25 protein-coding genes are annotated in these 25,757 nt (G+C 64.8%); 15 read left to right on the top strand and 10 right to left on the bottom strand.

The genetic code is table 11. From position 1 onward, the window contains the following. Positions 1 to 4: 4 nt before the first annotated feature. Complete coding sequence (locus tag ASD71_RS03710; protein ID WP_056559969.1) at positions 5 to 997, top strand: tripartite tricarboxylate transporter substrate binding protein; 993 nt, start codon at positions 5 to 7, stop codon at positions 995 to 997. A 22-nt stretch (positions 998 to 1,019) separates the two neighbouring features. On the opposite strand, the gene ASD71_RS03715 is transcribed toward ASD71_RS03710, so the two are convergent. After that, positions 1,020 to 1,490, bottom strand: a complete 471-nt coding sequence (locus ASD71_RS03715) for a tRNA (cytidine(34)-2'-O)-methyltransferase (RefSeq protein WP_056559971.1) — start codon at positions 1,488 to 1,490, stop codon at positions 1,020 to 1,022. A 142-nt stretch (positions 1,491 to 1,632) separates the two neighbouring features. Further along, complete coding sequence (locus ASD71_RS03720) at positions 1,633 to 2,358, bottom strand: ComF family protein (RefSeq protein ID WP_369818917.1); 726 nt, start codon at positions 2,356 to 2,358, stop codon at positions 1,633 to 1,635. Between the two features lie 89 nt (positions 2,359 to 2,447). On the opposite strand from ASD71_RS03720, the gene ASD71_RS03725 reads away from it, so the two are divergent. Then, on the top strand, positions 2,448 to 3,383 hold the full coding sequence (locus ASD71_RS03725) for a methyltransferase domain-containing protein (RefSeq protein ID WP_056559973.1): 936 nt from the start codon (positions 2,448 to 2,450) through the stop codon (positions 3,381 to 3,383). A gap of 25 nt (positions 3,384 to 3,408) precedes the next feature. Here the strand turns inward: ASD71_RS03725 and ASD71_RS03730 are convergent, their stop codons facing one another. The 7 genes from ASD71_RS03730 to rsmB all read right to left on the bottom strand — a co-directional run bounded on the left by ASD71_RS03730 (position 3,409) and on the right by rsmB (position 12,860). Then, positions 3,409 to 4,647, bottom strand: coding sequence for a YbdK family carboxylate-amine ligase (locus tag ASD71_RS03730; RefSeq protein WP_056559975.1), 1,239 nt, complete (start codon positions 4,645 to 4,647; stop codon positions 3,409 to 3,411). 327 nt (positions 4,648 to 4,974) lie between these two features. Beyond that, a complete protein-coding gene (locus ASD71_RS03735) occupies positions 4,975 to 6,444 on the bottom strand; it encodes a TrkH family potassium uptake protein (protein ID WP_056559978.1) in 1,470 nt (489 codons plus the stop codon). Positions 6,445 to 6,497: 53 nt separating this feature from the next. After that, complete coding sequence (gene trkA / locus ASD71_RS03740; protein WP_056559980.1) at positions 6,498 to 7,877, bottom strand: Trk system potassium transporter TrkA; 1,380 nt, start codon at positions 7,875 to 7,877, stop codon at positions 6,498 to 6,500. Then, positions 7,874 to 8,569, bottom strand: coding sequence for a response regulator (locus ASD71_RS03745; RefSeq protein ID WP_056559982.1), 696 nt, complete (start codon positions 8,567 to 8,569; stop codon positions 7,874 to 7,876). Before ASD71_RS03745 ends, trkA begins: the two co-directional genes overlap by 4 nt. Before the next feature lie 11 nt (positions 8,570 to 8,580). Next, positions 8,581 to 10,896 (bottom strand): ATP-binding protein, encoded by a 2,316-nt coding sequence (locus ASD71_RS03750; RefSeq protein ID WP_056559984.1) that lies wholly within the window; start codon positions 10,894 to 10,896, stop codon positions 8,581 to 8,583. After that, complete coding sequence (locus ASD71_RS03755; RefSeq protein ID WP_082578771.1) at positions 10,893 to 11,483, bottom strand: DUF4390 domain-containing protein; 591 nt, start codon at positions 11,481 to 11,483, stop codon at positions 10,893 to 10,895. The genes ASD71_RS03750 and ASD71_RS03755 overlap by 4 nt, the downstream gene beginning before the upstream one ends. A gap of 39 nt (positions 11,484 to 11,522) precedes the next feature. Beyond that, the gene (gene rsmB, locus ASD71_RS03760) at positions 11,523 to 12,860 is read right to left on the bottom strand and encodes a 16S rRNA (cytosine(967)-C(5))-methyltransferase RsmB (protein ID WP_056559986.1); all 1,338 of its coding nucleotides are present in this window, start codon (positions 12,858 to 12,860) and stop codon (positions 11,523 to 11,525) included. A gap of 95 nt (positions 12,861 to 12,955) precedes the next feature. Here rsmB and ASD71_RS03765 point away from each other — a divergent pair, with 95 nt between their 5' ends. The 3 genes from ASD71_RS03765 (at position 12,956) to ASD71_RS27890 (ending at position 14,251) form a co-directional block, all read left to right on the top strand. Beyond that, positions 12,956 to 13,588: a LysE family translocator gene (locus ASD71_RS03765; protein WP_056559988.1), complete on the top strand. Its 633-nt coding sequence runs from the start codon at positions 12,956 to 12,958 to the stop codon at positions 13,586 to 13,588. 194 nt (positions 13,589 to 13,782) lie between these two features. After that, on the top strand, positions 13,783 to 14,034 hold the full coding sequence (locus ASD71_RS03770; RefSeq protein ID WP_056559990.1) for a DNA-binding transcriptional regulator: 252 nt from the start codon (positions 13,783 to 13,785) through the stop codon (positions 14,032 to 14,034). A 61-nt stretch (positions 14,035 to 14,095) separates the two neighbouring features. Beyond that, a complete protein-coding gene (locus ASD71_RS27890; protein WP_235512016.1) occupies positions 14,096 to 14,251 on the top strand; it encodes a hypothetical protein in 156 nt (51 codons plus the stop codon). 286 nt (positions 14,252 to 14,537) lie between these two features. Here ASD71_RS27890 and ASD71_RS28485 read toward each other — a convergent pair whose 3' ends face one another. Beyond that, positions 14,538 to 14,663, bottom strand: coding sequence for a hypothetical protein (locus ASD71_RS28485; protein ID WP_255357160.1), 126 nt, complete (start codon positions 14,661 to 14,663; stop codon positions 14,538 to 14,540). On the opposite strand from ASD71_RS28485, the gene ASD71_RS03780 reads away from it, so the two are divergent. The 10 genes from ASD71_RS03780 (at position 14,662) to ASD71_RS03835 (ending at position 25,745) form a co-directional block, all read left to right on the top strand. Beyond that, positions 14,662 to 14,988 carry a hypothetical protein gene (locus ASD71_RS03780; protein ID WP_056559994.1) on the top strand — a complete coding sequence of 109 codons (327 nt, stop codon included), beginning with the start codon at positions 14,662 to 14,664 and terminating at the stop codon, positions 14,986 to 14,988. The genes ASD71_RS28485 and ASD71_RS03780 overlap by 2 nt on opposite strands. A gap of 1,029 nt (positions 14,989 to 16,017) precedes the next feature. Next, positions 16,018 to 16,323: a TcpQ domain-containing protein gene (locus ASD71_RS28130; protein WP_162253542.1), complete on the top strand. Its 306-nt coding sequence runs from the start codon at positions 16,018 to 16,020 to the stop codon at positions 16,321 to 16,323. Between the two features lie 24 nt (positions 16,324 to 16,347). Next, positions 16,348 to 18,039, top strand: a complete 1,692-nt coding sequence (locus ASD71_RS03795) for a type II secretion system protein GspD (protein WP_082578773.1) — start codon at positions 16,348 to 16,350, stop codon at positions 18,037 to 18,039. A gap of 2 nt (positions 18,040 to 18,041) precedes the next feature. Next, the gene (locus tag ASD71_RS03800) at positions 18,042 to 19,403 is read left to right on the top strand and encodes a hypothetical protein (protein WP_056560002.1); all 1,362 of its coding nucleotides are present in this window, start codon (positions 18,042 to 18,044) and stop codon (positions 19,401 to 19,403) included. Beyond that, positions 19,387 to 19,923: a hypothetical protein gene (locus ASD71_RS03805; RefSeq protein ID WP_056560004.1), complete on the top strand. Its 537-nt coding sequence runs from the start codon at positions 19,387 to 19,389 to the stop codon at positions 19,921 to 19,923. The genes ASD71_RS03800 and ASD71_RS03805 overlap by 17 nt, the downstream gene beginning before the upstream one ends. Further along, positions 19,920 to 21,713 carry an ATPase, T2SS/T4P/T4SS family gene (locus ASD71_RS03810; RefSeq protein WP_056560006.1) on the top strand — a complete coding sequence of 598 codons (1,794 nt, stop codon included), beginning with the start codon at positions 19,920 to 19,922 and terminating at the stop codon, positions 21,711 to 21,713. Before ASD71_RS03805 ends, ASD71_RS03810 begins: the two co-directional genes overlap by 4 nt. After that, the gene (locus ASD71_RS03815; RefSeq protein ID WP_056560008.1) at positions 21,710 to 22,810 is read left to right on the top strand and encodes a hypothetical protein; all 1,101 of its coding nucleotides are present in this window, start codon (positions 21,710 to 21,712) and stop codon (positions 22,808 to 22,810) included. Before ASD71_RS03810 ends, ASD71_RS03815 begins: the two co-directional genes overlap by 4 nt. A 75-nt stretch (positions 22,811 to 22,885) precedes the next feature. After that, positions 22,886 to 23,509: a type 4 pilus major pilin gene (locus ASD71_RS03820; protein WP_056560010.1), complete on the top strand. Its 624-nt coding sequence runs from the start codon at positions 22,886 to 22,888 to the stop codon at positions 23,507 to 23,509. Between the two features lie 66 nt (positions 23,510 to 23,575). Further along, positions 23,576 to 24,853 carry a type II secretion system protein gene (locus ASD71_RS27420; protein ID WP_082578775.1) on the top strand — a complete coding sequence of 426 codons (1,278 nt, stop codon included), beginning with the start codon at positions 23,576 to 23,578 and terminating at the stop codon, positions 24,851 to 24,853. 61 nt (positions 24,854 to 24,914) lie between these two features. Continuing rightward, complete coding sequence (locus ASD71_RS03835) at positions 24,915 to 25,745, top strand: hypothetical protein (RefSeq protein WP_056560016.1); 831 nt, start codon at positions 24,915 to 24,917, stop codon at positions 25,743 to 25,745. Positions 25,746 to 25,757: the final 12 nt, after the last annotated feature.

The raw sequence follows: 25,757 nt of genomic DNA on the forward strand, positions 1-25,757 counted from the left end.
CTTCATGACGCATACCCGCAAGTTCCGGGTCGGCCCGCTGCTGCGTGGCCTTTGCCTGAGCCTGGCCGCCATCCTGCCCATTGCCGCCCACGCCGACTGGCCCGAGCGCCCGATCCACATGGTCGTGCCCTTCCCGCCGGGCTCGTCGCCCGACATCCTGGCGCGCACGATTTCCGAGCCGCTGTCCCAGGCCCTGGGCCAGCCCATCGTGATCGACAACAAGCCGGGCGCCGGCGGCAACATCGGCACGCGCATGGTGTCGCAGGCCAAGCCCGACGGCTACACGCTGCTCTACACGATCAACGGTCCGCTGGTCACCGCGCCCACGCTCTATAAGAAGACGCTGGGCTACGACCCGCTGACCGATCTGGAACCGGTATCGCTGGTCGGCACCAGCCCCAACGTGCTGGTGGTGCCCGGAAGTCTCAAGGTCGACAACGTCCAGGACTTCGTCAAGCTGGTCAAGGGCCGCGGCAACTCGCTGAATTACGGTTCGGTCGGCCCGGGCAGCTCGGCCCACCTGGCCATGGAGATGTTCAAGGAACGCGCGGGCGTGGACCTGGCCCACATCCCGTATTCCGGCTTTCCGCAGGTCATCACCGCCATCATCGGCGGCGACGTGCAGGCCGGCTTCATGGTGCCGGCGATCGCCGTGCCGCAGGCGCGCGACGGCAAGGTGAAGCTGCTGGCCGTGACCAGCCTGCAGCCCAGCGACGCCCTGCCCGGCGTTCCGACCATGGCCTCGCAGGGCTATCCGGACTTCGAAGCCATCTCGTGGAACGCGATCCTGGCGCCGGCCGGCACGCCCACGCCGATCGTCGAACGGCTCAACAGCGAACTGGCGCGCATCATCAATAGCGAGGCCGTGCGCAAGCAGCTGGCGCTGCAATACTTCACGCCGGCCCCATCCACGCCGGAAGCCCTGACCCACCGCATCAAGAACGAGAAGGCGCGCTGGGATCAGGTGATCGACAAGCTGAAGCTGTCGCTGGACTGATCTTCAGACCGAGGGGCGGCGCCTACGCGCCCCCTTCGTAGCCCTGCTGGCGCCAGGCCTCGAACACCGTGACCGCCACGGCGTTAGACAGGTTCAGGCTGCGCTGGCCGGTGCGCATCGGCAGCCGCAACCGCTGCTGGGGCGGAAACATCGCCTGATGCTCGTCCGACAGGCCCGCGCTTTCGCGGCCAAACACGAACACATCGCCCGGCTTGAAACTGACATCGGCCACGCTGCGCTGCGCGTGCGTGGTCAGCGCATAGATGCTGGAAGCGACCGCGCCGGTGTCGTCCAGTGCCTCTTGCAGCGTGTCGTGCACGCGCACGGGCTGCCACTCGTGATAGTCCAGCCCCGCGCGCCGCATGCGGGCGTCATCCAGTTCGAACCCCAGGGGACGCACCAGATGCAGTTGCGCGCCGGTATTGGCACACAGCCGGATGGCGTTGCCGGTGTTGGGAGGGATCTCCGGGCAGACGAGAATGACGTGGAACATGGCGCGCGCAATGGGGGGAAAGGTCCGCGGCCAGGAAGCGGCCGCGCGAGCGTGATTGTCGCCGATTTGGCGGCGAGGTCTGGAACGGCGGCCTGTTGGCGGCTTCGTGAAGGCGGGGATACCGGCGGCCGTACAGACAAGGTCACGGCGTGCGCGCCGCCACCAGCACCGTCACGCTGGCCGCGCCCGCCGCTATCAGGGCGGTCGCGGCGGCGCCGACGGTGCTGCCGGTGGTCATGACGTCATCCACCACGGCCACGTGCCGCCCGCGAATCGGACCTGCGCAGACGAAGAGACCCACCGCCCCCCGCTGCCGTGCACGCCGGCCGAGCGTGGCTTGCCGAGGCGTTTCACGCCGCCGTGCAAGCAGGAGACGCGGCGCCGGCAGCGCCAGTTCCGCGGCCAGGCTGCGCGCGATCTCGGCCGCCGGGTTCATGCCCCGCTGACGCAACGACGCCCGGCTTGCGGGAATGGGCACAAGCAGCAGATCGGGCGGCAGGTGAGCGCCGGGCTGTGCCGCGGCCTCCCGCAGCGCCTGCGCCATCAAGCGCGCCAGCACCGGCGCCATGCTGAGCCGCAACTGCGTCTTGAGCATCAGGACCAGCGCGTCGCCGGGCGGCGCATAGTCAAACGCCGCGATCGTACGGCTGAACGCCTGCGGTTGCGCCAGACAAGCCGCGCAATGCTGTCCGCCGCCCTGAAGGCGCAACGCGCAGCGCGGACACCTTGCCGAGGCCCCCGCCGGACCGGCCAGGATGTCCGCCTGACACCCGGCGCACAGTCGCGCGCCCGCGACCCGCGCGCCGCACAACGGACAATCGCAACCCAGGCGCGACAGCAGCCGTCGCCCCATGTCGAGTAGGGGCAATCGGGGCCTGCCGCCGGGATGGGCAATAATGTGAGCCATCCCTGATCAAACCATGCTCCGCTCCGGGTGATCCCGCGAGCGCGACCGAAATGTCCCTGCCAGAAACCGCAACGCCCCCCTCCCTGCCCCTCGTCAGCGCCGACGTGCCGCGCCAGTTTGCCCGCCGCGGCGACCTGGCCGACGCCCAATTCCTCTATGGCGAAGTCGCGCGCCGCATGCTCGGCCGCCTGCAGTACATCCGCGTGCAACCCCACGCAATGCTGGACGCCGGTTGCGGCGCCGGCGACAACCTGCCGCTGCTGCGCGAACGGTATCCCGAGGCGGCCTACACCGGCCTGGACAACTGCGAGCCGCTGCTCGAACAGGCGCGCAAGCGCCACGCGCCGGGCGGGTTGTCGGCCTGGATCGGCAAACTGGCGCGGCGCGGCCCGGCCGCCCCCGCGTTTGTGAACGCGGATCTGGCCAACACGGGCCTGCCGCCCGAATCGCTGGAACTCGTGTGGTCGAACATGGCCATGCACTGGCACCGCGAACCGCACGCCGTGCTGGCCGAATGGCGCCGCATTCTCAAAGTCGGCGGCCTGGCGATGTTTTCCTGTCTGGGGCCAGCCACGCTGCGCGAACTGCGGCAGGCACTCGCGGATGCCGGCCTGCGCACGGCCACGCCGTCCTTTGTGGACATGCACGACTTCGGCGATTTGCTGGTGGAAAACGGCTTCGCGGATCCGGTCATGGACCAGGAGATCCTGACGCTGACCTACCGCAGCCCGGAAAAGCTGCTGCAGGACGTGCGCGCGCTGGGCGGCAACCCGGCCGAAGGACGCCGCGGCGGACTGGTGGGCCGCGATTGGCGCGACCGCCTGTGCGCGGCGCTGGAAGCGCAACGCAACGCAGACGGCCTGATTGTCTTGAGTATCGAAGTGGCCTACGGCCACGCCTGGCGCGCCGCCTCGCATCGGACCGTGGCGGGAGAGACCCGCCTGTCCATCAGCGCGATCGGCGGCCGGCAGCGCGGAACCCCCTGATCAGGAAGTCCCGCACCTGCCCGGCTTAGTGCAGGCGTTCCGGCACGGTGACGCCCGGCTCGGACGCCGACAGACCCTGCATGGGTTCGGACGTTGCCCGGATACGGCGGCGAAGCACCGCGGTCGGCTCTGCCGGCGGCGCAACGGGCGCCGCCGTACCACGCCAGGCGTTCGACATGGCTTCCACCACCAGCGGCAGATCGCGCAGGCGATGGTACTGGCTGCGCAGCCAGCGGGCGTCGTTGCCGGCGCGCATGGCGTCGTCGCGCAGGGCGGCGATCATGTCGCCCGTGCCCAGTTCCTCGGCCACCGGCATCAGACGCTGGAACAGCGCGCGCAGGTGGTCGATCAGGCGCACTCGTTGCCCGTCGGGCGTGACGTAGCTGCCCTGCAGGCCAAAACGGCAGGCCTGGAAGTGATTGCTGCGGTAGGACAGCCAGGCGTTGTCGCTGGGGTCTTCCTCGCGCATCAGCAACACGGCGAGCGCCTGCGCAAACGCGGCCACCTGGCACGCGCGCTCCACCGTCAGCGGCGTGTCGCACACGCGGATCTCGACCGTGCCGAATTCGGGCTTGGGACGGATATCCCAGTACAGGTCCTTGATGCTTTCGGCCAGGCCGAAGGCGCGCAGCTGGGACAGGTGGGCCTCGAACTGGTACCAGTCCTTGACCTCGGCCGGCATGTGACCCGCCAGCGGGAAGCTGTTGACGGCGTTCAGGCGCGAGCACGAGAACAGCGTGTCCACCCCCTCGCAGTAGGGCGAGGAAGCCGTCAGCGCGATGAAATGCGGCACGTAGGGCGACAGGCGGCGCAACAACTTGATGGAGTCGTCGCCGCTTTTCACGCCCAGATGGATGTGTTGGCCGAACACCGTAAATTGACGCGCCAGGTAACCGTACATTTCGGCCAGGTACTGGAAGCGCGGGGTATCCGAGATGGAGCGTTCCTGCCAGCGCATGAAGGGATGGGCGCCGCCACCCGCCACCGACACGCCGACCGCATCGGCCGCTTCGACCAGGGCGTCGCGCATCTCGCGCATTTCAGCCAAAAGGCCCATGGGGTGATCGTGAACCGAGGAGTTCAGTTCGATCATGGACCGCGTGATTTCGGGTTTGACGCGGTCGGCAATAGGATGATTGGCCATTTGGGCCAACAGTTCGTCAGAGGCTGCAGCAAGGTCAAAACTGCGGGGGTCGATCAGTTGCAACTCAAGTTCGATGCCCAGGGTGTTGGGGGCCGACGAAATGAACGGGATTTGTTCCATCTCGGACTCCTTTGAATGTTTGATGAGGGTATGCGCCGTTCGACCTTGAAGCCCGGCAACTTCCCGGGGGGCACTAGACGGCGGCTTGTGAACGCATGATAGCCGCAGGTTTGTGGCAAAACGATTGAAAATCGTGACATTTGTGTGCAACATCGCGAATCATCCGGTTTTGCCCTCTGAGAGAAAGTGAGCAAGCGCTTACAACACAGGATTGACGCGGGTCGCGAGCGCGCGCCCGCCTGAAAGCCAGCGCTGGCGGGGGTTTCGAAGGGGGATGGGATAACCCTTATTCGGGCTATCCCTTATGAAAAGACGCCTTTCGGGCGCCTATTTGCGCCAGAAGATCGGCGTGAAGAGGACCAGCACGGTCAGCAGCTCCAGGCGGCCGATCAGCATGGCAAACGTGCAGACCCAGATCTGGAAGTCCGACAGCACCGCAAAGGTGCCCATGGGGCCCACCGGCCCCAGGCCGGGCCCCGTGTTGTTCACGCTGGCGAACACGGCCGAGAACGCGGTGATGGGGTCCAGGCCCGACAGCAGCAGCAGGCTGGTGAACACCGCGATGGACATGCCATAGAACAGCATGAACGCCAGCACGGACGACATGGTGCGCGTCTCCACCGCCCTGCCGTTGATCCGGACCGGGCTGACGGCATGCGGGTGCAACATGGTGACCAGCTCATTGCGGGCCTGCTTGACCAGCAGGATGGCGCGGATCATCTTGATCCCGCCCCCCGTCGACCCGGCCGACGTCGCAAAGCCCGACAGCAGCAGCATCGTCAGCGGCGCAAACAGCGGCCACTGCGCGAAGTCGGTATTGGCATAGCCGGTGGTGGTGGCCATGGAAATGGTGTTGAACATCCCGTAGCGCAGCGCTTCCAGGGGATCGGTGTAGACATCCTTGATGAACAGGTACACCGAGATGACCAGCCCCACCCCCAGCACGACGACCAGGTACGGAATCGCCTCCGGACAGCGCCAATAGGCGCGCGGGCTGCGCTGGCGGAAGGCATTGAAGTGCGTGGCGAAGTTGATGCCGGCGATCAGCATGAACACCATCGCCACCATTTCGACCGCGACGGAGTCAAAGTGCGCGAAGCCGTCGTCCCAGGTCGAAAAACCGCCCAGACCCATGGTGGTGGCCATGTGGCACCAGGCCTCGAACCAGGACAGTCCCGCCACCCGGTACGCCAGGAAACAGAGGATGGAAAACACGAAATACACCGCGTACAGCGCCTTGGCCGTGCTGGCGATGCGGGGCGTCAGCCGCTCGTCTTTCATGGGCCCCGGGGTCTCGGCCCGAACTACCTGGTGTCCGCCGACGCCCAGCAGCGGCAGAATGGCGACGGCCAGCACCAGGATGCCCATGCCGCCGATCCAGATCAGCGTGGCGCGCCACAGGTTGATCGACGGCGGCAAGGTGTCCAGGTTGGTCAGGACCGTGGCGCCGGTGGTGGTCAGCCCGGACATCGCCTCGAAATAGGCCCCCGTGAAGGACAACGGCAGCCCGGCGCCATGGAAGTACAGCAGCAGCGGAATGGCCGCCAGCAGCGGCAGGCCGGCCCACACCGCCGACACCAGCACGAAGCCGTCGCGCGCCCGCAGTTCGCTGCGGTTGCGCCGGGTCAGCGCGGCCAGGCCGCCGCCAATCCCGACCGAGATCAGGAAGCCATCGCGGAAGGCGTCGCGCGCCGCGTCGCCCCCCACATAGGCGATGAACAGCGGGATCAGCATGGTGAGGGCGAACATCACCATGGTGAGGCCCAGGATGTACAGGGTGGCCAGGACGCGCTTCATGGAGGTCTATCCGGCCGCGCGCGGCCCACGCAAGGGGCGGAGAGCGCGGCGCATCAGAAAAAGGACGCCGAAACCTGGAACAGCTTTTCCACGCGCGGCATCTGCTGGCGCGAGGGCACGAAGACGATGACGTGGTCGTCGGTTTCGATCACGGTGTCGGCGTCCGGCAGGATGATTTCTTCGCCGCGCACCAGCGCGCCAATGCTGGCGCCCTTGGGCAGGCTGATCTTGCCCACCGCGCGGCCCACCACCTTGGACGTGGAACGGTCGCCGTGGGCGATGGCCTCAAGGGCCTCGGCCACGCCCTGGCGCAGCCGGTGCACGGCCACCACGTCGCCGCGGCGCACGTGGCGCAGCAGTTCGCTCATGGTGGCCTGAGACGGCGACACGGCGATGTCGATGTGGCTGCCCTGCATGAGTTCGCCATACGCGTGGCGGTTGATCAGCGCGATCACCTTGCGCGCGCCCAGCCGCTTGGCCAGCAGCGAGGACATGATGTTGTCCTCGTCGTCGCTGGTGAGGGCCAGCCAGGTGTCCATGTCCTCGATGTTTTCGCGCTCGAGCAGCGCCTCGTCGGTGCCGCTGCCGTGCAGGACCAGCACGCTGTCCGGGAGCTGGGTCGCCAGGTATTCGCAGCGCTTCAGGTCGTGCTCGATGATGCGGACGCTGTACTTTTCCGCGGCAAGCTGGCGCGCGAGCCGCAGGCCGATGTTGCCGCCGCCCGCGATCATGACGCGGCGCACCGCGCGCTCGGCGTCGCGCAGCTTGCGCACGGCGCGCCGCGCGTGGTCGGAATCGACGACCAGCACGACTTCGTCGCCCGGCGCGATGACGGTGCCGCTGCCCGCCCGCAGGGGACGGCCGCCGCGCAGCACGTCGATGACGCGCGCCTTGACGTCCGGCCAGACGTCTCGCAGCTTATCCACGGAAGAATGCGCCATCGGGCTGCCATGTCCCACCCGGACGGTCACGACGCTGACGCGGCCTTCGGCGAATTCCACGACCTGCAGGGCCTCGGGGAACTCGATGAGGCTTTGCAGGTATGTGGTGACGCTGCGTTCGGGGCTGATGAGCGCGTCGATGCAGAAGCCTTCTTCGCTCATGAGTTCCGGATGCTCGGGAAATTCAGCGGAGCGGATGCGGGCGATGCGGCGCGGGATGTTGAACAGCTGGCGCGCGATCTTGCACGCGACCATGTTGGCGGAGTCGGACGCCGCACAGGCGATGAACAGATCGGTGTCGGCAGCGCCGGCGTTTTCCAAAACGGAAACCTGCGAGCCGTCACCCAGGACGACACGCAGGTCAAAGTGCTCTTGCAGGTACTGCAACTGGGCGGGGTCGGAATCGATGACCGTGATGTCGTTTTGCTCGGACACCAGGTTTTCCGCCACGCTGGTGCCTACGCGACCAGCGCCCATGATCAGGATCTTCATGTGCTGCGCTTGCGCGCGGACTCGATGCCCAATTGCTTGAGCTTGCGGTAGAGGTGGGTGCGCTCCAGCCCGGTCCGTTCGGACACGCGCGTCATGCTGTGGCTTTCCCTGACCAGGTGGTATTCAAAGTAGATGCGCTCGAACTCGTCGCGCGCCTCGCGCAGCGGCTGGTCCAGCGAGATGCTGCCAAGCTGGCCATTGGACGTGGCCGGCGCATCGCTGGCGGACACGGCGGCCAGCGCGGCGGGCGGATCCAGTTCGTCTTCCAGTGCCACGACCGGGCTGGCGGCAGCCGGATTGGCGGCGGCAGGCGCCGCATGCGGCACGCGGCCGCGCGCCAGGCCCGCGGCAACGGTCTTGAGCAAACGCTGCAGCGTGATGGGTTTTTCGAGGAAATCCATGGCGCCGATGCGCGTGGCTTCCACCGCCGTGTCGATGGTGGCATGGCCGCTCATCATGATGACCGGCATGTCCAGCAAGCCCTGCGAGCCCCACTCCTTGAGCAGGCTGACACCGTCGGTGTCGGGCATCCATATATCCAGCAACACCAGATCGGGACGCATGCGAAGACGAGCAGCGCGCGCTTGCGCCGCGTTTTCGGCCAGCTCGACCGTGTGTCCCTCGTCGTAAAGGATTTCCGACAAGAGCTCGCGTATACCGACTTCGTCGTCAACCACCAGAATTCTGGCCATAAAGCATCCACCTATTGCGTAGCCGCATTATCCTTTTCTTGCGCGGTGGCGTCCATAGTGTCGGACCCGGGCGCGAGCCGGGTCAACAGGATGGAAATCCGCGCCCCTCCTTCCTTGCGGTTGGCAAGGTCGATACGTCCGCCATGCTCTTCCACGATCTTGCGGACGATTGCCAATCCTAACCCAGTCCCGTGGGACTTTGTGGTTACGTAGGGCTCAAATGCGCGCTGCATGACCTGCGGCGGGAAGCCCGGACCGGTGTCCGCCACCGTGAAACGCAGCGCCTGATGCGCCACGCGATCGGGCTGTTCGCTGCGCATGAGCTGGGTCGTCACGCTGACGCGGCCCTGCCCGCCCAGTTCCGCGATCGCGTCGCGCGCATTGGAAAGCAGGTTGTGGATCACCTGCCGAAGCTGGGTCGGATCGCCCTCGATGTCGGGCAGGTCGGCGCCCAGGCTGACGTCAAGATTCAAGGCCTTTTCCGTCAGGCGCGGCGAGGCGCCCTCCGGCTCCCAGCCATAGAGCGTCAGCACGTCCGCCACCAGCGCGTTGAAATTGATGCGCTGCATGACGGCCGGCGGCGTGCGCGCGTACTCGCGGAAGTCGTCCACCATCTGCTTGAGCGACGCCACCTGATTCACGATCGTGTTGGTGGAGCGCGCCACGATCTGCGCCTCGGCGGGCGGCAACTTGCCTTCCAGCTTCATGGCCAGGCGCTCGGCCGAGAGCTGGATCGGGGTCAGCGGATTCTTGATTTCGTGGGCCAGGCGGCGCGCCACCTCGCCCCACGCCACCGTCCGGTTGGCGGAAATGACTTCGGTGATGTCGTCGAACACCACCAGATAGCCGTTGCCGCGCCCGTCCACCCGCAGGTGCGTGCCCCGCGCCAGCAGGGTCAGCGGCTGGGATGCGGTTTCGCCTTCGGCCTGGGCGGGCGCAATTTCGAACTGCTGCTGCCAGTGCTGGCGTTCGGAGCCGACCGCCGCGTGCGTCGAAAACGCCTGGCGCACGATATTCGCAAATTCCAGCATGCCGTCGGCGGTCTCCAGCGGGCGGCCGATGACCGAGCGCAGGTCCGCGCCCAGGATGGTCTGAGCGCCCTGGTTGACGGTGGTGACGCGGAACGATTCGTCGAACACCAGCACGCCGGAAGACAGGTTGGACAGCACGCTTTCCAGATAGACATTGGAGCGTTCAAGCTGCTGGCGGTTGCTTTCGACCATGCGGCGCGCCTCGTCGAGCTGGCGGGTCATGGCATTGAACGACCGCGTGAGCTGGCCGACTTCGTCACGTTCCGGCGGCTCCGGCAGGGGCCGGTAGTCGCCCACGCCCACCGCCTGCGTGCCGCCCGCCAGGCTGAGCAGCGGGCGCACCAGGCGCTTGGACAGGGACAGCGCGACCGCAATGGCGCCGAACGCCGCCAGCAGAAGGGCCAGCGTCAGCGTGATGCCGTAGAGCTTGCGCAGGCCCAGGCGCGACAGCGCCAATTCCTGGTAATCGCGAAAACCTTGCTGCACGAGGTTGGCGTTGTGCGCGATCTGTTCGGGCACCGGCTGCAGCAATTGCAACCAGCGCGGCTCGGAGGCCGGACCCAGCAGGTTGTCGTAGCGGTCCGGGCCGGTCAGGGGGATCACCACCCGCAGATGCAGGCCGCCTTCGGCGCCCGGCGTGACGGGGTCGTCGGCTTCGGCGGCGGAATAGCCGCGCGCCAGCCGCAACTGGTTCATTACCGTAGAGGGCGGCATGGCCGGCAGAAGCTGGCCGTACTGGCTGGTCGAAAACGCCACCATGCGGCCGCTGCCCGTGAACACCATGGCTTCCTGCACGCCGTTGGCCTCCCGCAGCCGGGTCAGCGCCAGCGTCACGCCGCTGTCGGTGCTGCGGTTCAGTTCCACGGCCATCGAGCGGGCCCGCGCGTCCAGGTCGGCCAGCAGCGAGTCCAGCGCGGCACGGCCCAGGTTCAAGCCGGCTTCCAGCGCCGTGTCCACGCGCACGTTGAACCAGGATTCGATCGAGCGCGACATGAACTGCACCGACACGGTGTAGATGAGCGCGCCGGGCACCACGCCGATCAGGGCGAACGCCAGGGAAAAGCGGGCGGTGAGCCGCGCGCCGAACTGCCGGCGCCGGATCTGCCGGGCCAGCCGCACCGTCAGCGCCACCACCCAGATAAAGAGCGCCAGCGCGAAAATGCCGTTCAGGACCAGCAGCGTGTCGTAGTAGCGCGCAAAACGCGAGGCGTTTCCAGTGGACCAGGCCAAGAGGCCCAGCAGCGCCAGGCCGCTCACGGCGCCGACCATCAGCGCCAGCCGAAGCAAAAGCCTCATGAGGGATCTTTCTCCTTGTCGCCCAGCATGAACGAGAAGTCCATCCACGGCGTCGCCTGCGCCCACGAACTGCTGTTCAGGGCGTTGACCTGAAACGGCCGGGGCAACAACGACGTATCCAGCCTCAGGCGCACCTGCCCTTCATATTGAACGCCCACGTCAAACTCGGCGGCATCCGCGACCTGCCAATTGCGGATATGCCGGATGACGCTCATGGCGTCGTCCAGCGAGGCCACCGGAAAGGACAATTCGCCCACGCCCGCCCGCCACTGACGGGTCAGCGCGTTATAGACCACCCGCCAGGTGCGGGACGTGTCCACCAGCGATTTGTCGAACCAGTACCAACGCTCGCGCGTGATGGTCAGGTCGGCCGTGAAATACAGGGCGACGCCGCGCTGGGCGGCGTCGCGCAACTGCTGGTTAAGCTCGAATTCGACGTCTGCGTCGATTTCCAGGTTACCGCCGCGCACCGCCGGCTCGACGCGTGTGACCCGCGGCTCGGACGCGTGAGCCACGCCCCCCGGCGCAGTCAAAAGCACGGCAGATACCAGCAACAACCCAAGAAATACGCGCGAAATAATGGACATACGGCACCGGAACTACGTCATGCCCCTATTCTTCGGGATTCAGGACTGCTTGGCAAACAAGGCGTAGAAAAACCCGTCGTGTTGCGCCGCGGGTGTTGCATCGACCGCAACTGGCAGCAATTGGCCGGGCGCGTCCAGGCGGATCGCGTCGGGGTGGCGCTGCAGGAATTCCAGGGCCTGGCGCGTGCCTTCGATCGGGAACACCGAGCACGTCACATAGAGCAGACGGCCGCCGGGGGCCACGGTGGACCACAGCGCGTCCAGAATCCGAATCTGCAGGCTGGCGGTGCGGCGCAGGTCGTTTTCGCGGCGCAGCCAGCGGATGTCGGGGTGGCGCCGGACGATGCCCGATGCCGTGCACGGCACGTCGGCCAGTACCGCGTCAAAGGGTTTGCCGTCCCACCAGGCGTCCAGGTCGGCGGCGTCGGCCGCCTTCAGCCGGACGTGGCCGCCGCCCAGGCCCAGCCGCGCCAGGTTCTGTTCGACGCGGCCAAGGCGGTCGGCGTCGGTATCCAGGGCAAGCAGGTCGATGTCGGCGAGTTCAAGCAGGTGCGCCGTCTTGCCGCCGGGCGCCGAGCAGGCGTCCAGCACCCGCATGCCGTTGGCAGGCGCCAGCAATTCAGCCGCGAGCTGCGCGCCCGCGTCCTGCACCGACCACCACCCCTCGGCAAATCCCGGCAGCTGCGTCACCGGTTTGGGCGTGGCAAGCACCACGCCCGACTGGCCCACGGCTTCTGCCGCCAGACCCGCATCGTCAAAGGCAGCCAGCACCTGCTCGCGCGTGGCGCGGCGGCGGTTGACCCGCAAGGTCAGCGGGGCCGGCAGGTTGGACGCCGCCAGGATCTCGCGCCATTGCTTCGGATACGCCACGGTAAGTTGCTTGACCCACCAGCCGGGATGATTGAATTGCGCCTCGGGGCTGTCGGCCACCGACGCCTCCAGCGCGGCGCGCTCGCGCAGGAAGCGGCGCAGGCAGGCGTTGAGCATGCCCTTGAAGGACGCCAGCGCGCGCGAGCCGGCCGCCGCGGTCACCGCCTGGTCCACGACCGTGTGCGGGGCGTAGACCGGCATGCCCGGCAGGCTCGCCGCGGCATCGCCCTCTTCCTTGAGCAGCGTCAGCGACACCAGCAGCAGGGATTCGAACAGCACGCTGGGATAGCGCTGCACCATCTCGCGGCCGACGGCGTCGGCCCAGCCCAGGTAGCGCATCGCATGGAACGACACGGCCTGCGTGGCCGGACGCAGCGCGCCATCGACCTCGGCCAGCGCCTCCGTGAGCGAGCGGCCGTCGAGCACGTCCTCCACCACCCCCGCGCTGGCAAGAAGAACGGAAGAAAGCGGGGGGGCCAGATTGGGGGAGTCAGGACGGGTGGACATGGTGCGAAATCAAAGAGTAAGACCGCTATGGTAGCCCGGACCTGGACGGACGGCGGCGCGCGCGGCACACTGGCTCCCTGCCCCGGAGCCCCGCCATGTCCTTCGCCACGCTACTGCTTTTCGTCCTGGCCTCTGCCGTCGCCATCATCACGCCCGGCCCGACCGTGCTGCTCGCCATGAGCAACGGTTCGCGCCACGGCGTGCGCGCCGCCTTCTGGGGCATGGGCGGCGCGGTGCTGGCGGACCTGGTCCTGATCGGCGCCGTGGCCTGCGGACTGGGCGTGCTGCTGGCCGCCTCCGAGGTCGCCTTCCAGATCGTCAAATGGGTGGGCGCCGTGTATCTGGCCTGGCTGGGCTGGAAGCTCCTGCGGTCCGACGCGGCGCTGACCCTGCCGTCCGAACGCGCCCACGATGCGCGCCCGGGCGGGCTGGCGCTGGGCCTGCGCAGCTTCGTCGTGGCCCTGACCAATCCAAAGGCCCTGCTGTTCATGTCGGCCTTTCTGCCTCAGTTCATCAACCCCGCCGCCCCCCTGCCCGCCCAATACGCCATCCTGGCCGGCGTCCTGGCGCTGCTGAACGTGGCGACGATGCTGGCCTATGCGGCGCTGGGCGCGCAGATGGTGCGCGCCTTCCGGGCGGGCGGCCTGCGCTGGCTGAACCGGATCTGCGGCGGCATGTTGATCGGACTGGCGGGCACGCTGGCGCTGTATCGCCGCGCCGCGGCCTGAATCGCGGATCCCGATCACTGTCCGCGCGCCGGTCCGTCCCTCGTTGCCGGACCGGCGCCACCACGCCGCGCTACCCCCGCCTACGGCAATGCCGTATAATTCCGCGCTGCCCCGCTATCCCCATTGGTGCGGCCGCCGGCTGAATCCTGCCGGCGGGCATAGACGCCGCACCGCCCCCTCCCAGTGATCGAGTTATGAAGAAGGCTGTACCGCCTGCCCGGCCCGTCCGGTGGCAGGCGTCGCATATCAGCGAAGCGCGCAATCGCGTGGGCCTGCCGCAGGCGGATTTCGCGGAGTTGTTGGGCGTGAGCGTGCGCACCTTGCAGGATTGGGAGCAAGGCCGGCGCAACCCCTCCGGCGCCGCGCAGACTTTGCTGCGCGTCGCCATGCTTCATCCGGAAACGCTGCGCCACCTGTCCTCCCAAGACGCCCCGGCCTGGCCCTGAACCTTTGACGATGACCCCGCCGCACGCCGAATGCCCGTGCGCGAACCTACGGTGAATTAGATTGGAAGTTATTGAACAATCCCGGCCCGGCAAAGGCGCCGGCACTGCCCCCAGCAACGGCAACAGCGCGACTCTCGACGCCATCACCGCCGCCGCGCAAGAGGCCAACCCCGGCCGCGCGCCGCGCGTCGGCTTCGTGTCGCTGGGCTGCCCGTAAGCTGCTGTAACTAAACTGCTCTGCCCCCTGCGGTAGAGCGGTTCTTCTTCCCTGCTCCGTCGGGCCGTCCGGCCTCCAGCGAGCTATTAATCCCTGTCGAAATCCACCGACAGCGCATCCCCAGGAAAGCTCCCATATGAGGTCGATACCCCATGCGGACGCAATCGCGTTCCGCGGTCAACTCGCGTCCTTTGAATTTCCGTCTACTGCGCGCGACGCCCGCCAGGCTGCTCGTACTTGGTTCGAAGCGGCCCCGGATATGAGCCCGGCTCAGTACCGCGACCAGCTATTTATCGAACATTGCAAGGGCAAGACGGACTCGCCCCTCGAACGAAGAATCCGGCGGGACGCCTTCAAACAGGCGTTCGCCCAGGCCATAGGCCACATCGTCGTAGAGGAGGCCCGGCTTCATGCGCTCCCTGCTTGAACGCCCGATTACGTTTCGACTGTCCGACGCCGCTCGGCGGCGGTATGAGCAGGCCGCTGCGGTACGAGGGATGACGCTTTCCGCGTATCTGCGGGATCGGCTCGAAATCGACGACCAGGTCGCCGAACACGTCTCGCAACTGCGCCTCACCCTGCTGGACGGCGGGGTTGGGGGGCAACCCGGCGAGTCTCTACTGCCCCTTTTGGTGGAAATGCTGTTGCTCACACGGAGGATTACCTCCCCGGGAGACCTCCGCGCCATTCACCTAGAACTGGACCGTCAAGGCATCACGCCCTGGACTGCCCCGTAACCCCTCAAAACTCTTCGGTCTATGAAAACTGCTTACGCTGCCTTCCGCCTGTTCTTACTTTCGATCTTCCTTCTGCCACAGACCGTATTGGCGCAGCCTGTACTGGATCTGCCTACGATCCTCCCACGTCCGGCGGACCTGGTTCGTCGTCCTATTCCCCCGTTGCCTCCTCTTCCGCAGCTCATACGAGAGAACCTCGACCGCGATACTTGGTCCTCGGCCGACGGATTGGATTGGGGCATCAAGATTGCTGAAGATGACGACGCCTATGTCGTGATGTACCTATCGTCGTCGGCATGTGAACGCTGGCAGCGAGAAGGCAAGCGATTGAAATTGCGGACTCTATATATAAACGGAGAGTCGACGGAGACGGCCGCGTGTCGCCCCGGCGTCAACAAGGCTCAGTACATGAGCCCCCGGCTGGACGCGAAGGACTCTGAGGCAATCCTGTTCAAAAGCCGCCCCGCGCCTTAGCGCAAGCTGAGCAGCTCCTGTCGCCAGGCCTCGTCTGTTCGCTGCCAATTCGGCATCGCTTCTTGGCAGGCGCGACCATCCCCTTCCCGGCGAACTCGCCAAGCTCCCTACGGAGTATTCCCAATGCAAGCTTTCCATTTGGCGGCCGTGTTCTCGGCGGCCTGCCTCCTTTCGGCCTGCGGATTCGTTCCGCCTGCCCCTCCGACACCTCCGGACTCCGGACGAATCCTCATCAACCACGCGGATCCGCGCACCGTTCTACCCGGTAAATCGCCGACAGCTCTGGCTTCGGCGGACATTCCCCCAATCCCGGTGCCGGAAGCGCCGCCCAAGCTTGGAGATCCAGCGTCCCCCGCAAGCGCCACGTCGCCGATGGCTAGCAATGCAGCTGCTGCTGCCCCTGGCGCCAGCTCCACCGCGACGCCGGCACCAGCTGCCGGGACGACGGCACAGGCCACTGAGGCGGGCACAAGTCCGCAGCAGGTCGCGGCGGCGCCCGGCCCTGTCATCACCGTGGAGGTCGCTTCGACGGAGCCGGTCGCCGAACCGGAAATCGTGGAACCTCCCAAGCAAATTTGGCGCATCAGCCCGCAGGACGGGACGGTCCGCCAAGCGCTTGTGCGCTGGGCGTCCGACGCCAACTGGACGTTTGGGCCTGACCAGTGGGAACTGAATTTCGACATACCGATACAGGCCCCGGCCGAGTTCGAGGTGGCCTCCTTCCGGGAGGCCACCCAGGCGCTGTCCCAGGCGGTCGCGATGGGCGAGTCGCCTATCCGCCCCTGCTTCTACGGCAACCGCGTCCTGCGCATGTTGCCCTTCACCCGCAGCTGCAACCGATCCCCAGCCACGCAATCCTAGCCGTGGCGCTGACCAGGAATACCCATGACTGCATACCGCACTGTAGCGGCCGCACTGACGCTTGCAGCGCTGTCTGGCTGCTCCGCGCTCCAATCGACAGACCGCGTCAGCGCCCGTGCTGACCACGAAGGTTCAAAGGGCGCTTTCGCTATGGACGCCTTCAAAGGCATGGCAGGCGACACCGACCGGGCCAAAGGCCAGGTCGTCGAACTGCCATGGATCGCAGGCCGGCCCCAACCGCTTGCCCGCGATGTCACCCTGCCGCCGGCGCTGCGCGCTAACGTCAACACGACGCTGCTGTTCGAAAACAGCGCGGCCGACCTCAAAACCCTTGCCGACCGCATCCAACTCGCAACGGGAATCCTCACCCACGTGTCTGCCGACGCTTTGCTGCCGGCCGAGTATTTCCTTCCGCGCCTGGCGGTAGAACAAGGCGGTGCTACAGCAAGTGCGAACTTTGCTGCCGCGACGGCGGACACGCTGGTTCCAGCCCTTGTACCCGGGATTGCCGTCGACCGGATCGCAGGCCCCGTCCTGCCCCAAGGCGTTGCCCGCACGGAGATGGCCCCCCTGCCCCCGGGCCAAGCGCCCCTCGCCACCGTACTGGACTCGATTGCTCTGCGGTTGGGCGTCTACTGGCGCTACGACGAGAAAATCGGCGCGCTTCGCTTCTATCGCACGGAGACGAAAAGCTACGTCGTGCGCACGCCGACCCAGGCGGCTGAAGAGAACCTTCAGCGCGATATTAAGTCGGCAAATTCGACGCTCGCGGACAAGTCGACCAACAGTTCCAAGGAAGAGGCCCGCGAGCTCGCGGCGGTCGTCACCAAGGTCAGTCAATTCCTCAGTCGCGCCGGCGTGATCAAGTCTGCGGACGGCGCGGCCAACACCATCGTCGTCACTGACACAAAGGACGCGCAGGACCGGATCGGCGAATTTCTTGACGCGGAGAACCGCCAGATGACACGTCGCGTGCGGCTCGTCTTCGAAGAAATCACGGTCCAACGCGACCGACTCAACCAAGGGAGCATCGACTGGAAGATTCTGTTCAACAGCCTTGGGCGCGAAAACACTGCATCGGCAATTGGCGTCGGCCCCTTGCTCGACGCGGCCAAAGCTGCCGGCAGCGTGGGCGCATCGGTGGGCAGTGGTCCATTCGCCGGCACCAACATCGCACTGAGCGCGCTTTCGCAGCTCGGTTCGATCGTCAATCACAAGAGCATTCCGCTTCTCTCGCAAAACCGCCGACCCGCGAAGTACGACACGCGAAACACCTTTCAGTACATCAAGGATCTGCAACAAACTCAGAGCACGTCCGACAGCTCGGCTCCCACGGTCACGGTTACGCAAGACGAAAAGACGGTCGGCACCTTCCTCACCGTCGTACCCGATGCGCAGGACGACGGCCAGGTGCTCTTGACGATTGCCTACGACGACACCCGACTCATCGAAATGAAGAAAGAGCCGGTGGGGTCGCGTGATGATCAATCGTTCGTGCAGCAGACCAACATCGGTGGCCAAGGGCGCGTACAGCAGGTAATGGTTCGCCCCGGAGAGCAAGTGGTCATTGGCGGATATCAACAGTCTGCCGACAGTTCGACCCGCCGCCGTCTGGACGACAAGGCACCGATGCTCATGGGCGGGTCTGACGCCTCGCAAGAGCAGCAACTGCTGACTGTGGTGTTGGTAACCGCAATTCCAGAAGAAGGATTCTGACCGTGGCAACGCGACAGAAAGTCGCTCGGCGCACGAGCTACAAGCTCGTCGCGATACCGGGCTCGCCGAATCAACTTGTCCTCGGGCTCAAGTGGCGCACCGTCCTCGGGGAAGACCTGGAAAAGCTTGCCCTCAAGACCGCCCGCAAAGCACGGGCAACGCACTTTGTGCAAAGTGATGCGCGCAGTTCGTCGGTCGGCTTGTTGGCCGCCAAAGGAAGCGAAACGCGTGCAAAGAGCAGAGCAACGCTTTTCTCTGGCGCCTCTGCTTTTGCGCAGATGCATCGACATGGCACGCATATCGTTGCGTGCACGCTCCCCGACCAATCCGTATGGTTGGCGGTGGTCGTCGACGGGGTGGTGCAGACGGGCGGCGACACGATATTCCCCGACCAGGAAAAAGCAAAGAACGCTGTCGAAGAACTGACTGCGCGCTACCGGGAACACCAGGTCCACAGCAACTACATCACGCAAGCGCGTTTGTTCTCGTTGCAACAGCTCACTGCACACGTAAATGGACAGTCTGCTTTGCGCAGGGCGTCCTTTAGGCTGTTCATGGTGTCGCCCATATGGTGGGTGCTCATAGCTGCGTTCGTCGCCTATGAGGCATGGGACTACGGATCCGCTTGGTGGGACGAACGGCAGGCAAAACTTCAAGAAGAGGCCCAGGCGGCGCAGCCCCATTTCGACGCCAATGCGCTATGGGAAAGCGCTATCAGCGCTTGGGCTAAGTCGGTAAAGACCCAGGGCGGCGCGGGCATGACCGAACTTCTCAATGTCATCCTGACGGTACCAGTAGAGCCCGGGCGCTGGCGGTTGACGGAAGTCGACTGCCGACCGAGCGCGGGGTCGTGCACCGCCACATACCGCCGTACACGTCTGGCCGACAACCATACGCTGCGGGCAGCACTGGCCGAATCGTTTCGCATCGTCCATCCGGATTTGGATACTGCTACTGCAACATGGCCACTTCCGAAGGGGCGCTCGGCGCCAACTGTGGCCTTGCGGGACCTCCCGACGGCAGCTGCGATCCAGACAACGTGGGAACCAAGCTGGCAAGCGCTTCGGCCCGCATTGCAAGACTTCACGCTGGCAAAGCCGGCGAGCGTGCAGATTCTCGTGCCCAACATCAAGTTGCCCAACGGCCTGGAAGAACCTGTGCCGATGCCATCGGGCACGAAGCTGCCCGCTAGCCGCGCACTGGTGATCAATGCACCCCTGCGCTCGCTCTATGGCCTGGCCTTGCCGACGACAACCCAGATAACGCAGTTGCATGTGCGTTACCAGCCGGACTCAGCCCCCGGACTCGCCGCGAGCGCGTTCTCGGCCACCTTGAAAGGAGATATCTATGTACTCGCGCCGTGAAACTTCGCTGCGCAATCGGCCTGCCCTGTGTCTGGCGGGCCTCGCCCTGGCAATTGCCCTACCTGCCGGCGTATCGGCGCAATCCGACACTCTCGCCGTGGCGCCTGAAGCTCCGGCTGCGCCGCCAAGCCACCTGGTGCGCGAGCTGCTGGAGCATGACGCAAAACAGGCGCTCGCCATTGAACGCGAGAAGTCGAAGACTGCCTTTGCTGGCTCGCCGCTCGCAGTGCCGTCCGTGACAGGAATCACTCCGGCGGATGCGGAACAGGCAGCCGCGCCCTCAGCATCACCGCCGAAACGACGCCTGGCGCGGCTAATTGCCATCGTGGGCGTTGGAAGCCACCTCGCAGCGCATGTGCAACTGGAAAACAGACAGGCCGTCTATCTGACCGGGAAAGCAGCACCGGTCACAGGCGCAGGCCAGGGCTTGCGTCTGCTGGAGATTTCCTCTCCCTGCGCCACGTTCCTGTCTCAAGAGGAAGAGACGTTCACCTATTGCCTAGACGAGAGGGCACCATGAAGTTCAGCGTTTTCCAATGGGCTCGGCGAATAACGCGCATGTTGCGCGTCGGCTTTCGCGAAGAAGAGCCGGCGCCAGTCCTGAGCATGTCGCTGACGCCTATCCAAACTGACGATTCTCCGGAAGGCCATCTTGACTCTTTCGAAGACGTCGAGAACATGCGCCCCGCGTTCGAGCTGCTCCGCGTCGATTGGTGCGGTTCCGAAGCTGCCGCTAAAGCGTGTGTGGCAGAACTCGAAGGCGAGCGGTACGTAGTCTTCGTCAAACAAGGGGAACAGGACTCCGACCTGTTCCGTGCCGTTCTCCAACGCGCTCGGGAGGCCACAGGGCGTGGCAACGTGGACGTGTACACAGTTAACCCCGTCGTGTTGCTTGCATTAGTACGGGAGCGCATGCAGGCCAAGGACGTTAAGCAGCGCACTTCCAAGACGCGAGCGCTCGGCGCACGCTCCGCGGTGCGCGTCGGGTTCCATGACTTGGCCGCGTGGGCCGTCCGTAACGGTGCGAGCGACATGCACTTGAACATCGACACCACGGCGGCAATCTCTCACGTAAGCGTGACGATCGATGGGCAATACACAACGCCCAAACAGTTGGCGATGCCGACCGAACGCCTCATCGAAATGGGCAACGTCGCCTGGTTGGACGTCCACGGCGGCAGCGGGCTATTCCTCGATATGACCAATGAGCAGCAGGGTCGGCTTTACGAAGTTGTGGACGACCGCTCTTACATGCTGCGCTGGGGATCATTTGTGGCGGACAAGGGACCGTCCATCACCCTGCGGATTCTGGACATGGACGCCAAAGTTGAGCCGGTGGACATGGAAACCCTGGGCTTCCTGCCTTCGCACGTCGCAAAATTTCAACGCTGCCTGCAAAGCATGGGCGGCGCCATCGTGACGGGCGGCATTCCGGGATCGGGCAAAACCGTCACCAACGCCCAATTGATTGTGCGGTTGCCCGCGACACGCAAGGTCATGACGATCGAGGATCCCGTCGAACTGACCATTCCGCGCGCGTTGGCCGCCAGTGTCTCTCGATCGCTTGATGGCTCGGACCGCGACACGATGCGGTCCAAGCTCATGGCACTCAAGCGGGCTGCTGCGAGCGACGTGTTTCTTGGCGAAATCCGCGATTCACTCACCGGATCGGCGTTTCAGGACATCGTCTTGTCGGGAAGCAGTCTCTATACAACGACGCACGTTGGCCACGCGCTCTCAATTCCGCAGCGATTTGCTTCCAGCGAAATCGGCGTTCCGCGAACCACTTTGGGCACGCCCGGCGTTCTGAAGCTGCTCTCGCACCAAGCACTGATGCCGGTCACCTGCGACTGCGCACTGCCGGCAGATTCACTGCTGGAAGGCGCCGCCGATAGACTGGGATTGCGCCGATCACGCGATGACTGGGCCCGCTACCTGGACGTTATCCAAACCCTGTATGACTTCGGGAGCGGTCGCATCAAAGTTCGCAATCCGGACGGTTGCGAGAAATGTCGAATCAAAGGAATTCCGGAGCTGTTCGGATACGCCGGTCGGACAGTTGTCGCTGAAATGTTCGAACCGTCGTCAGATCCAGAAGCGCTTCGCGCCATCAGCAGCGGCGATGAGCTACGTCTACGGGAGATTTACGCCGGTCACAGGACGGCCGCATATGACCACCCCGACATGGAAGGCAAGACCACCATGGACTGCGCTGTCTACAAAATGAGTCAAGGCCTGATCGATCCACGGGACATCGAGCCGCATTTCCAGGCTTTTGCGACGCTATTACGTGAAAGGAAACCGGAATGAAACTGCCGTTCGTACTCACAAGAGTTGGGCAAGCTGCGCGAAAGTTCGCTCGAAAGCGAGCCGACTGGTATGAGTACCTGGCGGACATAGCCGAGGACACCCAGGGAAAGCGCACGATCTTGAACATTCTTGACGGAGACGCCCAGCGCTATGGGCGGAGCGCCCGGGGGGTCCTTTCGGCATACTGGGCACACAAGATTGTCGAAACGGGCAACATCGGGAAAACGCTCCACGGCACGCTCCCCCCAAAGGAAGTCGCCGAATTTGTCTCGTTACAGGGCCAAGACCAAGCGGTCCTATCAAGCGGCCTGCGCGATATGGCCAGCCTTGTACGGTTGAACTCTAAGCTCCGCTGGATCCTGATCACGACGCTGCTGACCTCCTTGATCGCAGTGATCGTGTTATGGCTCGTGATTATGGTCGCGCTTCCCTATGTCACTGCCCCGATGATCGTCGACACGTTACCTGCTGTCCCCCGCGCTTACCTGAGCGCGTCCACCCACGCATTCTTTGATCTTGCCGAATGGATACGGCAAAAGGGCATTCGTCTTTGGTTTGGGGCACTTGTTGTTGGAATTGCATTCAAGCTCTCGTTCCCGTACCTGGACGGTCCGATACGAAGGTTCCTAGATCGCTGGGGGCCCTACCGCCTGTATCGGGACGTTCAGGGCATTGGTGTCATCAGCACTGCGGCAACCGCGGTTAAACCCAGGACCGGAAAGACCATGCAGCTACGTGACGCCATCGAACTCCAGTTCGACGGGGCTTCTCGTTGGCTAACGGGCCGCTTGCAGGCCATTCAGCACCGACTCGAAGACTCGAAATCAGGCGCGCAGGTCTTTGACGTTGGACTGATGGACCGGGAGACCTATTGGTACCTCGAGGATCTTGCTGGCACCCAGGGCTTGGACGCCGCATTGCAGAAGACTCGTGTCCGAATGGAGTCCGTTGTCCTAAAGCATGTCGAAACGCGCGCGAAAGTGCTCCGCTGGGTCATTTTGATCCTCGCCGTCTTGGCAATGGCGGGAATCTTGGGGTGGCATCAAAGCGTGCTCTGGGATATGCAAAACGCCGCATTGCTCGACTCGATGAGCTAGCGTGCCCGACCCTCAATTCTGATCGCGGCCATCTTGCAGATGGTCACCACAAATCCTGAGTATCTGGAAATCAACATGAAGCACACCATCCTGCAACTGCAAGTCGTCAATACACGCGTTGCCCGCCAGCGCCTCCGCCAAGGAGGATTCACCCTTGTTGAACTCGCCGCGGTGCTCGTGCTTATCGGCGTCCTCATCATGATAAGCATGCCCTCCATCAAAGGATTCTTCGTCCAAACCCGGGTCGGGCCGGCGGCTGCCGAACTCCAGCGCTTCATGACGGCGACGCGCTTGCTGGGCGAAGGCGACTCCGTCACGCCTTACGCAGCCATCAACAATGCGTCCAATCTGGCGCCTGCAATGGCCGAGTCTTCCGTCTTCAAGGTGAACGGCGCCACGGTGGCGCACCGCCTGGGCGGCTCTGGCGTGGGCTCGAACGGAACCATCACAATCGGGCCGGTGGCTCTCGGGGGTGGTGCTATGGGCAGCGGTCTGGGGCTGACGCTAACCAATGTGAACCACAGGGCCTGCCCCGGTTTGGCCACCACGTTGAACTCCGTCTCCGAGATGATCAGTGTGAACGGAACAGCAGCAAAAACGCTAGGCACAAACAACGAACCAGGCTCCTTCAATGCGGTAACTGCTCAAGACCTATGCGTGAAGGGCGACAACAATACGTTTGTCTTCGCCACGCGATAAATCCGTAAACCCGCGAGCCGGGCCTGGCTTTGCCTCGCCTGGCATTGCATTGATGACGAAGCTGCCATGTGTCCTTCTGACGTTTCCGTGCCTCGATCAATACCCCGCCAGGCTGGCTTCACGCTTATCGAACTGATGGTAGTGATCGCGCTCGTCACGCTCGCCATCGTCCTTGGCGGACCGGCCCTTAAGCGACAAGTTGACGCGACCGCTGCGGAATCCACCGGCCGCTACCTTGCGCAACTTCGCGGTGCAGTAGTAGACCTTCAGGTCAAGCACGAAGCCTGGCTGCGCGGTGAGAATATCGCCAGCGCCCCAGCTGGCACCTACCCCCCACCACCAGCACTTAGCTGGGTCGCCGCCCCAGGAGCCCAGGTCGCACGAGGTGGTGTCGCGGATCTCGCAACGCTAGGCCTGCTGCCGCCTAGCACGCCACGCTTCCCATCCCTCGGAGAAACCGCCCGCTTCATCCTTGTCCGCGAAGGAACTTGCCCCGGCGAAAACTGCCGCACGGGCGCTTACGTATATACCTGCCAACCGATCAGCGATGTGCGGAGTCGTCGACTCAATGACACCTGCACCGCACCTGCCGGCAAGGCTGCGCGGTTCAATCAAGTTCTGCTTGGCAAGGTGATGGCGGCGTCCAATGGCTATGGCGGTCATGACGCCAACGGCGGGGCCAATGTGCGCGGTCCGCTTATGAACATTCCGCGCGGCTGGTTCGACTTCGGAGCAGAGCCCGGCCACGCCGTCCTGGCGGCAGGTTTGAGTGCCACGCCGTTCGGTCAGTTTGTCCGCCACGGAGAAACCAGACCAGTCACGTTCAACAACACCCTGACGGTGACCGGTGCGATTCAGACCAACACGGGCCTCCTGCTCAACACGGCCGTTGCACCTGGCTCGGCGTGCACGCCGGAAGGGTTATACGCATCTACCGCAAACAAGCTGCTTGCCGTGTGCACCGGTGGAGTGTGGTTCGCCCAAACCGGCCACGTCATTACCGGCACGTACGGCGATCTTCCCAACGACGCTGCAATCCCGGCTCTCACATGCCCGGCAGGGCTGTCGCGCTGGCGGCAAGTCGCTCTACAGGCGACCGACGCCACGGCACGCGGCAGCGACATCAATATCGGTGGCGCGATTGGCGGCAGCATCCAAGGCTCAGGCTACGTCAATGCAGCCGGTGCCGTGTCGGTTGGCGGCTCCTTCAGTGGCACATTCCAGAACTCGGGAAATAGCTACGTCCGCATGGCGCAGCGCGCCAGCATCGCCGGTGACCGCGTCGTGATTTCACCCCCAGACATGGGCGCCCGCGCCTCGGTGATTCAAGGCTGCAAGAACTAGCTCCTCCAGCAGGTCTTTCCCACAGGCCGCATATCGAGCGGCAAATCTATCGGAGATATCCATGTTCCTTCCCTCCACGCGAGGACAGGGCCGGGCTTTGCTCGCCCTGCTGTTCGCGCTGCTCGTGCCCACGGTCAGCCAGGCGTCTACCCCGAAACAGGCAGACGTACAGTTGCAGACCGATCTGAATACGATGGTCGTGCGTGTCGACCAAGGTGCGCCGCTACCGCCAGGCGGCTGCGTCGGTGGCTACTCCTGGCACACGACCTACGGCGGGTGCCGAATCGCCCAGACGCAGGCGGAGTATTCGCAGTGCCCTGCCGGGTACACCGGCAATCAAGTCCGCTACAGGACCTACTACGTTCTACAAGCCAACGCGAACGATGTGGCCTACGAGGGATGGGGGCCGTGGCAAGACAGCTGCACGGCATCCCGCGCCGGCGGCGTACTCGATGTTGTGATCGCGAAAGCCCGTGGCAACGAGACGGGCGAGACGTTCGACAACAGTTTGGGCGGGACGATAGCCGCACAGATGCAGGTCAACTACGGCACGATGTTCGGCGCCACCATCTATCGCCCCACCGCCGAACTGAACTGCATCCACGCTTCGGGCACGACGTCAGGGGACACCGCGCGGGTCTGGATGGGCCAGCTGATGCCGCCCGGCACTTCAGTGACCAAGGGCGTGTCCGGCTACTGCCAGCTCTCCAACGGAAACCGGACCGCCACTTTGTTCGGCAGCTGCGACACAGGAAGCGGTGGTGACGCTGACGTCTGCCAGGGCGCGACACGCGTGGTCAACATCACGGCTGTAAGCGGCTGCACGGTGACAACCGAGACTCGCTTGCGCGGCCAGCTCATCGCTGTCGGCAACTACGGCATCTGCAACTAACTAGGGAGAACC

Origin of the sequence: Achromobacter sp. Root565, from assembly GCF_001427425.1 — a bacterium.
In the GTDB taxonomy this organism is placed as follows: domain Bacteria; phylum Pseudomonadota; class Gammaproteobacteria; order Burkholderiales; family Burkholderiaceae_B; genus Achromobacter; species Achromobacter spanius_D.